The following is a 9762-nucleotide window of genomic DNA, read 5'->3' as shown; positions in this document are numbered from 1 at the left end:
CAACCAATCTCTCTTCTGGCCTTGTTTTTTCTTAAACCCCCCCCGCCCGCGCCGGGGGCGGGGCCCCGGCCCCCCCCCCCCCCCCCCCGACCGTGCGGTGGGCGACGCGTGGTTCAGAGCGCGGTTCCGCCCGTGACGTCCACGTACTGGCCGGTGATCCAGCGCGCGTCGTCGGAGACGAGGAAGCCGACCACGTCCGCGACGTCGGCGGGCGTCCCGATCCGGCCGAAGACCGAGAGGGCCGCGAGGGCGGCGCTCGCCTCGGGGGTCGCCCGGCGCCGGGCGTTCATGTCGGTCGCGATGTAGCCGGGGGCCACCGCGTTGACCGTGATCCCCCGGGGGCCCAGCTCCTTGGCGAGGGCGAGGGTCATCGTGTCGACGGCGCCCTTGGTCATCGCGTAGGTGACGGAGTCGGGGAAGGCGTGCTTCGTCGCCGCCGAGGAGATGTTGACGATCCGGCCGCCGTCACGCAGCCGGGCGAGACCCCGCTGGATGAGGAAGAGCGGGGCCTTCACGTTGATCGCGAACAGCCGGTCGAAGACCTCGGGGGTCAGTTCGTGGATGCGGCCCGAGCCGCTCGCGCCCGCGTTGTTGACGAGGATGTCGAACTCCGGCCCCGTGTCCCGCTCGGCGAGCCCCGCCTCCAGGGCCTCGTAGAACACGTCGGCCGCGTCCGGTGCCTCGAGGTCCGCGCGGAACGGGAACGCCCGGCCGCCGTCCTCCTCGATGGTCTTCACGGTCTCGCGGGCGGCCGCCCCGTCGCGGCCGTAGTGCACGGCCACCAGGGCTCCGTCCCTGGCCAGCCGCTGGGCGATGCCTCGTCCGATGCCACGGCTCGCGCCGGTGACGATCGCGGTCCTGCCGGCCAGCACGGGCATGTCGGTCTTGCCTTCCTTCGGTTCAGGAGTGGTCGAGTTCAGGAGTGGTCGAGGAGACTTCGGTACCACGCCTTGTGGTCCGCGAAGCCCTCGGTGAAACCTAGCCCCGGCTCCCAGCCCAGTTCCCGCCGGGGGCGGTCGTCGGAGAACCAGTGGTCGGTGGCGAGCATGTCGAGATGGTGCTGGGCGACGGCGTGGCCCGCGAGCAGCGCGCGGGCCTCGGCCAGGTCCACCGCCGGCCCCCGGCGCGCCCCGGTGCGGTGGGCGAGCAGGTCCTCGGCGGCCGCCAGCACCTCCGCGACGGGCACCGGCTCGGGATGGTTGACGTAGTACGGGCCGGGCCGGGTGCGCGACGAGAGCGCCGCGCCGAGCAGGGCGCGCGCCAGGCTGTCGGCGTCGACGAGGGAGTGCACCGAGTCGCCGCCCACGAGCGGGCCGGGCAGCGCCGCGAGCAGCTGGAGCAGGCCGGGGATCAACTGCCGGTCGCCGGTGCCGTACACGAGGTGCGGTCGCAGTACGGTGCCGCCGGCGTCCATGACGTACCGCTCGCCCGCCGCCCGGGTGCGGCTCGTCCCGGAGACCGGGGCGAGCGGCAGGGTGCCGGGGGTGGCGGCCCGGAAGGGGCCGCGGCCGTGCACGGAGGCGGTGCTCAGGGAGACGATCCGGGTCACCCCGGCGCGTACGGCCGCGTCGACCAGGGCCCGGGTGCCCTCGTCGTTGACCGAGCGGGCCGTCTCCGCGTCCCCGCCGATCGCCGAGGCGCAGTGGATCAGGACGTCGACGCCCTCGCAGGCGCGGCGCAGGGAACCGGGGTCGCGGAGGTCGCCCCGGACGACCTCGGCCCTCTCCCGCTCCCCCGTGGCCGGCGGCCGGCGGGCGAGCAGACGGACGTGCGCGGGGTCGGGCAGCTCCGTCGCCGCGGCGGCCACCCGGCCGCCGATGAAGCCGGTCGCGCCGGTGATCAGAATACGAAGGTCCATCGGTCCGTCCGGTTCAGCTCGCCAGCCGGCGGTCGAGACCCGCTCCGGCCACCGCCAGTTCCGGGGACGGAGCGGTGAGCGTGCACACGAAGACCGACGCGCCGTCCTGCCGGCCCGTGACCCGTACGACGGTCGTCGTGCGGTCGGCGGCGGTCACGGTCTCGGCCTCGGCCTCGATCCAGCAGGGGCTGTCGAGTTCGGCGTAGCGCTCGAAGGAGATGTCCATGGCGGTGGGGAGGAATCCTCCGCCGCCGACCGTCGCCGTCGCGGCCTGCCGGGCGGCTTCGAGGAGCAGCATCCCGGGTACGTGGTCGTTCTGGCGCCGGAAGAGGGTGGTGTGGCCGGTGTTGATCCGCAGCTGCCAGGTGCCCGCCCGGGGGCCCGGTCCCAGGACGACGTCCTGCGGCCGGCGGCGGCCCACCAGGTGGGGAGCCACTCCCTGGATGAGCGGTACCGGTCTTCCGAGCACCGCCATCCGCTCGCCCCGCAGGCGGCGGTAGGCGGGGGCGGAGGTGCAGGCGGCCAGGCCGCCGCCGGTGGCGAGCAGCCGTCCGCCGCGGGTGAGCCGGACCGCGGTGGAGAGGTTGCGCGGCTTGCCGCGGCGGGTGTCGAGCTCGGGGAAGAGGACGTCGACCACGATCTCCGACGGGAGGCCGTCGACGGTGAGCGCCTCGGGGTCGGCGTCGTAATGGAGGTCCCACATGACGAACTGATCGTCCACGGGTACCCCCAGATCGGCGTGAGCGACGAGCATGGTCGCCTGGCGTATCGTCTCGGCCACCAAGAAGGGGTCGTGCCGGTCGCCGGCCACGGGAGAGAAGAAGGGGTGTGAGGCGGGCCAGTGGGCAGAGACGGAGAATCGATTCTCCTGCAATCGCGTCCAGCCCGTGGGAAAGATGTCGGCGGGGTCCGCCCGGTGTACGAACTCCCCGGGAACGTACGTCTTTTTCTCCCGGCGGTTCTGATTCATGGTTTCCCCTCGCGTCCCCGCGCGCCCATGGGCGGCGAGCCCGCCCGGCGTAGAATACGTACAGTGCGGTTTTCTTTTCAATGCTTCACGTCACACGTCGAGCACAGACAGCGATACAGCAGGAGGCGCCTTGGCACAGCAAGCGCGTGCGATCCGAACCCGGCGGGCGATCCTGGAGTCGGCGGCGGCCGTCTTCGCGGAGCACGGCTATGAGCGGACCACCATCGGGGAGATCCTGGTGCGCGCCGGGGTGACCAAGGGGGCCCTGTACTTCCACTTCGCTTCCAAGGAAGACCTGGCCGTCGGCGTGCTGGACGCCCAGATGCTCGACGAGCCGCTCACTCCCCAGGCCATCAAGCTCCAGGAGCTGGTCGACCAGGGCTTCCTGCTCGCCCACCGGCTGCAGCGTGACGCGCTGGTGCGCGCGAGCGTCGCCCTGGCCCTCGACAGTGGCGCCAAGGGCGTGGACCGGGCCGCTCCGTTCCGGGCCTGGATCGATCAGGTCTCGGAGGTCCTGACGGTCGCGAAGGCCCGCGGCGAGCTCCTCGTCCACGTGGACGTGACGGACACGGCCGAGCTGTTCGCGGGCGCCTTCGCGGGGATCCAGACGATGTCCCAGATTCTTTGCGATCGCAATGACCTGACACATCGGGTTCTCGTGCTGCTCCGGCACGTCCTGCCGACCATCTGCGCTCCCGCCCTGCTGACCGGCCTGGAGATCACCGAGGAGCGCGCCCGCCGACTGGCCGCCGAGTACGACGCGCGGCGGCTCCCCCAGGACGAGGGAAACCTCGCGGACATCTCCCGTTAAGAAAAAACCGACCGAGCGGTTCTTTCAGCGCCCCGACACGAACCGTGTCGGGGCGCTCTGGCGTCATGGCACTGAGTGTGTTTTGCTGAGGGTACTCAGTGCCAAAAGCGTCTAGGGGAGCTCCACATCATGGGCAAGGACTTCGACCTGTACCGGCCTTCCGAGGAGCACGACATGCTCCGGGAGTCTGTGCGTGCGCTGGCGGAGGCGAAGATCACGCCGTTCGCCGCGGCGGTGGACGAGGAGGGCCGCTTCCCGCAGGAGGCGCTGGACGCCCTGGTCGCCAACGACCTGCACGCCGTGCACGTCCCGGAGGCCTACGGCGGCGCGGGCGCGGACGCGCTGGCCACGGTGATCGTGATCGAGGAGGTCGCGCGGGCGTGCGGCAGCTCCTCGCTGATCCCGGCGGTCAACAAGCTGGGCTCGCTGCCGGTGATCCTGTCCGGCTCCGAGGAGCTGAAGGCGAAGTACCTGGGCCCGCTGGCCAAGGGCGACGCGATGTTCTCCTACGCCCTCTCCGAGCCCGACGCGGGCTCGGACGCGGCCGGGATGAAGACCCGCGCGGTGCGCGACGGCGACTTCTGGGTCCTCAACGGCGTCAAGCGGTGGATCACCAACGCCGGCGTCTCCGAGTACTACACCGTGATGGCCGTCACCGACCCCGACAAGCGGTCCAAGGGCATCAGCGCGTTCGTCGTGGAGAAGTCCGACGAGGGCGTGTCCTTCGGCGCGCCGGAGAAGAAGCTCGGCATCAAGGGCTCCCCGACCCGCGAGGTCTACCTCGACAACGTCCGCATCCCCGCGGACCGCATGATCGGCGCCGAGGGCACCGGCTTCGCCACCGCGATGAAGACCCTCGACCACACCCGCATCACCATCGCCGCCCAGGCCATCGGCATCGCCCAGGGCGCCCTGGACTACGCCAAGGGCTACGTCACGGAGCGCAAGCAGTTCGGCAAGCCGATCGCCGACTTCCAGGGCGTGCAGTTCATGCTCGCCGACATGGCCATGAAGCTCGAAGCCGCCCGCCAGCTCACCTACGCCGCCGCGGCGAAGAGCGAGCGCGTCTCCGGCGGAGGCGAGAAGGAGGACCTCACCTTCTTCGGTGCCGCCGCCAAGTGCTTCGCCTCCGACGTCGCCATGGAGGTCACCACCGACGCCGTCCAGCTCCTCGGCGGCTACGGCTACACCCGCGACTACCCCGTCGAGCGCATGATGCGTGACGCCAAGATCACCCAGATCTACGAAGGCACCAACCAGGTCCAGCGCATCGTCATGGCCCGCAACCTCCCGTAGGGGGCGCCCGGCGGGTCAGGGCCGGGGCCGCGACGCCTGGCACGACACCTCGCCGCGTTGCCGAAACGCCCGAATAGCTCCGCTATTAAGGCGCTCCGGCGCCTTGCGATGCACCGCACCAGACGCCGCGACCTATCCGGCCCTGACCCGCCGGACACCCCCTAACCCCCTGCCCGTTGAAAGGAGACAGGCCGTGACCCTGAAGATCGCTGTCTGTGTGAAGTACGTCCCCGACGCGACCGGCGACCGCGGATTCGCCGATGACCTGACGACCGACCGCGAGGCCGTCGACGGTCTGCTCTCGGAGCTGGACGAGTACGCGGTCGAGCAGGCCCTGCGCATCTCCGAGGAGGCCGACGACGCCGAGGTCACCGTCGTCACCGTGGGCCCGGACGACGCCAAGGACGCCCTGCGCAAGGCGCTGTCGATGGGCGCCGACAAGGCCGTCCACGTCAACGACGAGGACATCCACGGCTCCGACGTGATCGCCACCTCCGCGATCCTCGCGAAGGCCCTGGAGAAGACCGGCTTCGACCTGGTCGTCTGCGGCATGGCCTCGACCGACGGCACGATGGGCGTGCTGCCCGCGCTGCTCGCCGAGCGTCTGTCGCTGCCCCAGGTGACGCTGCTCTCGGAGGTCTCCGTCGAGGACGGTGTGGTGAAGGGCCGCCGCGACGGCGACGCCGCCACCGAGCTCCTGGAGGCCCCGCTGCCGGCCGTCGTCTCGGTCACCGACCAGTCCGGCGAGGCCCGTTACCCCTCCTTCAAGGGGATCATGGCCGCCAAGAAGAAGCCGGTCCAGGAACTCGACCTGGACGACCTGGACATCGACGCCGACGAGGTGGGCCTCGCCGGGGCCTGGACCCTGGTCGACGCGGTGGCCGCCCGCCCTGCCCGTACGCAGGGCACGATCGTCACCGACGAGGGCGACGGCGGCAAGCAGCTCGCCGCCTTCCTCGCCACCCAGAAGTTCATCTGACCCGCCGCCGGCCAGACACCCACACAGGAGCAACGAATCATGGCTGAGATCCTGGTTCTCGTGGACCACGCCGACGGTGCGGTCCGCAAGCCGGCCCTCGAACTGCTGACCCTGGCCCGCCGCATCGGCGAGCCCACGGCGGTCGTCCTCGGCGCCGGCGAGGCCGCCGCCTCGATCGCCGCCACCGCCGGCGAGTACGGCGCGGCGACCGTGTACGTCGCGGAGGGCGCCGAGTTCACCGAGCAGCTCGTCGTGCCGAAGGTCGACGCGCTCACCCAGCTCGCCAAGGAGAAGGGGGCGGCCGCCGTCCTGGTGACCTCCTCCGGCGAGGGCAAGGAGATCGCGGCCCGCGTCGCGCTCCGCCTCGGCTCCGGTCTGATCACCGACGCCGTGGAGCTGGAGGCCGGCGAGGACGGCCCGGTCGCCACCCAGTCGGTCTTCGCCGCCTCGTACCAGGTGAGGTCGCGGGTCTCGCACGGCGTGCCGGTCATCACCGTCAAGCCGAACTCCGCCGCCCCGGAGGCCGCTCCGGCCGCCGGTACGGTCGAGAACGTCACCGTCGCCTTCACCGGCAACGCCGCGAAGGTCGTCTCGCGCACCCCGCGCGTCTCCACCGGCCGCCCCGAGCTGACCGAGTCCGCGATCGTGGTCTCCGGCGGCCGTGGCGTCGGCGCGGCCGAGGGCTTCGCGGTCGTCGAGAAGCTGGCCGACTCGCTCGGCGCGGCCGTCGGCGCCTCCCGCGCCGCCGTCGACGCCGGCTGGTACCCGCACGCCAACCAGGTCGGCCAGACCGGCAAGCAGGTCTCGCCGCAGCTGTACGTCGCGGCGGGCATCTCGGGTGCGATCCAGCACCGGGCCGGCATGCAGACGTCGAAGACGATCGTCGCGGTCAACAAGGACGCGGAGGCCCCGATCTTCGACCTGGTCGACTACGGCGTGGTCGGCGACCTCTTCGAGGTGCTGCCGCAGCTGACGGACGAGATCGGCGCCCGCTGACCGTTCCGTCGCCCGACACGGAAAGGGGCGGGTGGGTGGCACTCTGTGCCACCCACCCGCCCCTTTCCGCTGTGCCGCGCCAGAGGCGCCGCGTCAGATCCAGCCGTCGAGCGGGACCTCCTCGCAGAGCCGGACGACCGGTCTGCGGCCGGTCACGCCGACCCCCGAGGAGAGCTTGACCCGGACGCCGGGACGCACCGCGTGCAGGGGTCCGTCGACGCGGCAGCGGACCACGAAACCCTCCGTCATGTGCACCGGCCAGAGGTCGGCATCGGCCGCGGCGACCCCGCGCCGTACGGATATCACGCCCTCGCCCTCGCTGAGTTCGGGGGTGAGCTCGGTCGACCCGCAGGTCGGACAGAGCAGTCGCTGGAACGTCGTGGTGTGGCACCAGCGGCAGCGCTGGAAGTAGAGCTCGGCGTCGGGGGCCGACTCCTCTGCGGCCCGGACGGCGGTCCCGCTCCTCAGTCCCGTGTGGAACACGATGCCTTCTCCTTGCACTCGGCGGCTCGACCGTGCATGGAGCAAAGATATGGCACTGAGTGCCATCAAATAAAGACCTGAGTTCCCTCAATCGGAGATACCGAGAACCCCGGGAAGGTCGCGCCCCTCCTCAACCCCTTCTCCGCCTCGTTCTCGGCCTCGTTCTCAGCCCTCGCCGAGGCTCGACTCCACCTCGCGCACCACGCGCCACATGGGGGTGGACCGCTTGGTGATCACCACCACGACGTCCTCGGTCTCCTCGGCCGGCGCGTCCACGACGGCGTCCGGGCTCCAGGTGGCGCGCACGAACTCCAGGGCCCGGTCGACCTCCGCCAGCGGGTCGCCCTCCCCGCCCGAGCGCAGCCAGTGCCGCAGGGCGTGGTTGTGGGCGGCCACCACGGCCGCGGCGGCCACGTTGGCGCGCAGGGTGCCGTCCCTGCGGTCGGCCCAGCGGGTGCGCAGGTAGTCGCCGAGGGTCTTCTCGTACCGCCAGACGACCGAGAGCTCGTACGCGCGGAGTCCGGCGACCTCGCGGGTGAGCCGGTAGCGCTGCACGGAGAAGGTGGGGTTCTCGGCGTACATCCGCATGACGAGCCGGGCGGCGCCGCAGACCCGGACCATCGGGTCGTCGGAGTCGGCGCTCGCGGCGAGGAAGCGGGTCATGTCGGCGAGGCACTGCTCGTGGTCGGGGAAGACCACGTCCTCCTTCGACGGGAAGTACCGGAAGAAGGACCTGCGGCCGACGCCCGCGAGCGTGACGATGTCGTCGACCGTGGTCTGTTCGTAGCCCCGCTCAAGGAAGAGCCGGAAGGCCGCGGCGATGAGGGAGTCCCGCATCGCTGGCTTCGTGGAGTTCGTCGACGCTGTTCCCATGGCCCGAACCTAACATCCGGGACACCAGGGCGCGGCACTTGGTGCCGGAATAATCCGGCACCAAGTGCCGCGCAGAGGGTACGGAGGGTCAGCGCGCGGTCATGCGGAGCGCGCCGTCCATGCGGATCGTCTCGCCGTTGAGGTAGTCGTGCTCGACGACCATCGTCACGAGGCGGGCGTACTCCTCCGGGCGTGCGAGGCGCTGCGGGAAGGTGACGCTCGCGGCGAGACCCGCCCTGACGTCCTCCCCGAACCCGGCCATCATCGGGGTGTCGACGATGCCGGGGGCGATGGTGACGACCCGGATGCCGAACTGCGCCAGGTCACGGGCGGCGGTGACGGTCATGCCCGCGACGCCGGCCTTGGAGGCGGCGTAGGCGATCTGGCCGACCTGGCCCTCGAAGGCGGCGATCGAGGCGGTGTTGACGACGAGACCGCGCTGCCCGTGCTCGTCGGGCTCGTGCCGGGCGATGGCCTCGGCGGCGAGCCGCATCACGTTGAACGTGCCGAGCAGGTTGACGTCGAGCACGGCCCGGAACAGGTCGAGGTCGTGCGGTCCCTTGCGGCCCAGGACGCGGGCGGACGGGGCGATGCCCGCGCAGTTCACCGCGAGCCGCAGCTCGGCGCCGTCGGCGTCGATCGCGGCGAGGGCCTCGCGGACCGGCTGCTCCGCGGTGACGTCGGCGGCGAGCAGCCGGACGCCCTCGGGCTGCGTCCCCGCGGCGGCCACGGCCTTGTCCAGGTCGAGGCCGTAGACCGTGGCGCCCCGGGCGGCGAGCGCCGCGGCGGTGGCGGCGCCGAGACCGGAAGCGGCACCGGTGACGAGAGCGGCGGAGCCGGCGATGTCCATGGAACTCCTCGTTCGTGTCGTGCGGGTGCGACCCTGCCGCCGGGTTGGCCGCCGGATCGGGCGCGTGCCCGCGGAGGACCACGCGGTCCGCGCGGTCTGCGCCGCCCACCATAGAACCGCAGGCCGCGGCCCCGGAAGCGGAACCGGGACGGCCGACCGGGGACGGGGCAGGCCCTGAGGGGGTCAACCGATCGGTTGACCCCGGGGTCCACCGTTGCGGGCGACGGACGCAGCCGGGACGACGACCGGCGGCACGGGGGGACGACCCCAGGATGGAGGGGAAGCGGGCCACGGATTCCCGACGGCCCCCGCGGTTCACCGAGTTCACTGGAGCAATCCCCATGAAGCACGTGAAGAAGACCTCCTCGCGCACCCGTGCCCTGACCGGTGGTGCGATCGTCGTGGCGCTCGCGCTCGGTGGCTTCGGTGCCTACTCGGCCAGCGCCACCGGCGAGAACACGGCGGCCGTCCCGGCCGCCGCCGTCGCCGAGAAGGACGCCAAGAACAAGAACACGACGCAGTCGACGCACCTGACGATCGAGGCCGCCACGAAGGCCGCGCGGGCGACCCTGGACGCCGCCGAGAAGGAGAACCAGCGCGTCTCCGTCGCCGTCGTCGACCGCAACGGCAACACCCTCGTCACCCT

11 protein-coding genes are annotated in these 9762 nt (G+C 71.7%); 5 read left to right on the top strand and 6 right to left on the bottom strand.

Features of this window, described 5'->3' with window-relative positions; translation table 11 throughout:
* Positions 1 to 113: 113 nt before the first annotated feature.
* From ACFWUY_RS39540 to ACFWUY_RS39530, 3 genes are read right to left on the bottom strand one after another with little or no spacing between them, the layout of a single operon-like run.
* Complete coding sequence (locus ACFWUY_RS39540) at positions 114 to 878, bottom strand: SDR family oxidoreductase (RefSeq protein WP_384121492.1); 765 nt, start codon at positions 876 to 878, stop codon at positions 114 to 116.
* A gap of 38 nt (positions 879 to 916) precedes the next feature.
* Complete coding sequence (locus ACFWUY_RS39535) at positions 917 to 1858, bottom strand: NAD-dependent epimerase/dehydratase family protein (protein ID WP_384121490.1); 942 nt, start codon at positions 1856 to 1858, stop codon at positions 917 to 919.
* 13 nt (positions 1859 to 1871) lie between these two features.
* The gene (locus ACFWUY_RS39530; RefSeq protein ID WP_384121488.1) at positions 1872 to 2828 is read right to left on the bottom strand and encodes a ScbA/BarX family gamma-butyrolactone biosynthesis protein; all 957 of its coding nucleotides are present in this window, start codon (positions 2826 to 2828) and stop codon (positions 1872 to 1874) included.
* A gap of 130 nt (positions 2829 to 2958) precedes the next feature.
* On the opposite strand from ACFWUY_RS39530, the gene ACFWUY_RS39525 reads away from it, so the two are divergent.
* The 4 genes from ACFWUY_RS39525 (at position 2959) to ACFWUY_RS39510 (ending at position 6910) form a co-directional block, all read left to right on the top strand.
* A complete protein-coding gene (locus ACFWUY_RS39525; RefSeq protein WP_384121486.1) occupies positions 2959 to 3639 on the top strand; it encodes a ScbR family autoregulator-binding transcription factor in 681 nt (226 codons plus the stop codon).
* Positions 3640 to 3768: 129 nt separating this feature from the next.
* Positions 3769 to 4935, top strand: coding sequence for an acyl-CoA dehydrogenase family protein (locus ACFWUY_RS39520; RefSeq protein ID WP_384121483.1), 1167 nt, complete (start codon positions 3769 to 3771; stop codon positions 4933 to 4935).
* Positions 4936 to 5128: 193 nt separating this feature from the next.
* Positions 5129 to 5914 carry an electron transfer flavoprotein subunit beta/FixA family protein gene (locus ACFWUY_RS39515; RefSeq protein WP_384121481.1) on the top strand — a complete coding sequence of 262 codons (786 nt, stop codon included), beginning with the start codon at positions 5129 to 5131 and terminating at the stop codon, positions 5912 to 5914.
* A gap of 39 nt (positions 5915 to 5953) precedes the next feature.
* The gene (locus tag ACFWUY_RS39510) at positions 5954 to 6910 is read left to right on the top strand and encodes an electron transfer flavoprotein subunit alpha/FixB family protein (RefSeq protein ID WP_384121479.1); all 957 of its coding nucleotides are present in this window, start codon (positions 5954 to 5956) and stop codon (positions 6908 to 6910) included.
* A 93-nt stretch (positions 6911 to 7003) separates the two neighbouring features.
* Here the strand turns inward: ACFWUY_RS39510 and ACFWUY_RS39505 are convergent, their stop codons facing one another.
* The 3 genes from ACFWUY_RS39505 to ACFWUY_RS39495 all read right to left on the bottom strand — a co-directional run bounded on the left by ACFWUY_RS39505 (position 7004) and on the right by ACFWUY_RS39495 (position 9116).
* Positions 7004 to 7393, bottom strand: coding sequence for a zinc ribbon domain-containing protein (locus ACFWUY_RS39505; RefSeq protein WP_384121477.1), 390 nt, complete (start codon positions 7391 to 7393; stop codon positions 7004 to 7006).
* A gap of 165 nt (positions 7394 to 7558) precedes the next feature.
* Complete coding sequence (locus ACFWUY_RS39500; RefSeq protein WP_384121475.1) at positions 7559 to 8266, bottom strand: TetR family transcriptional regulator; 708 nt, start codon at positions 8264 to 8266, stop codon at positions 7559 to 7561.
* Between the two features lie 88 nt (positions 8267 to 8354).
* The gene (locus ACFWUY_RS39495; protein ID WP_384121473.1) at positions 8355 to 9116 is read right to left on the bottom strand and encodes an SDR family NAD(P)-dependent oxidoreductase; all 762 of its coding nucleotides are present in this window, start codon (positions 9114 to 9116) and stop codon (positions 8355 to 8357) included.
* Positions 9117 to 9466: 350 nt separating this feature from the next.
* Between ACFWUY_RS39495 and ACFWUY_RS39490 the strand changes: the two genes are divergently transcribed.
* On the top strand, positions 9467 to 9762 hold a 296-nt coding region (locus tag ACFWUY_RS39490; RefSeq protein WP_384121494.1), incomplete at its 3' end, for a heme-binding protein.

The organism is Streptomyces sp. NPDC058664 (genome assembly GCF_042716635.1).
In the GTDB taxonomy this organism is placed as follows: Bacteria; Actinomycetota; Actinomycetes; order Streptomycetales; family Streptomycetaceae; genus Streptomyces.
The sequence above is the reverse complement of the archived record's forward strand: the minus strand, read 5'-3'. Positions and strand labels throughout refer to the sequence as shown.

Bases quoted from the DNA above. Each gene is read 5' to 3' on its own strand.
- ACFWUY_RS39540 (WP_384121492.1), bottom strand. From the start codon at position 878: ATGCCCGTGCTGGCCGGCAGGACCGCGATCGTCACCGGCGCGAGCCGT.
- ACFWUY_RS39535 (WP_384121490.1), bottom strand. From the start codon at position 1,858: ATGGACCTTCGTATTCTGATCACCGGCGCGACCGGCTTCATCGGCGGC.
- ACFWUY_RS39530 (WP_384121488.1), bottom strand. From the start codon at position 2,828: ATGAATCAGAACCGCCGGGAGAAAAAGACGTACGTTCCCGGGGAGTTC.
- ACFWUY_RS39520 (WP_384121483.1), top strand. From the start codon at position 3,769: ATGGGCAAGGACTTCGACCTGTACCGGCCTTCCGAGGAGCACGACATG.
- ACFWUY_RS39510 (WP_384121479.1), top strand. From the start codon at position 5,954: ATGGCTGAGATCCTGGTTCTCGTGGACCACGCCGACGGTGCGGTCCGC.
- ACFWUY_RS39500 (WP_384121475.1), bottom strand. From the start codon at position 8,266: ATGGGAACAGCGTCGACGAACTCCACGAAGCCAGCGATGCGGGACTCC.
- ACFWUY_RS39495 (WP_384121473.1), bottom strand. From the start codon at position 9,116: ATGGACATCGCCGGCTCCGCCGCTCTCGTCACCGGTGCCGCTTCCGGT.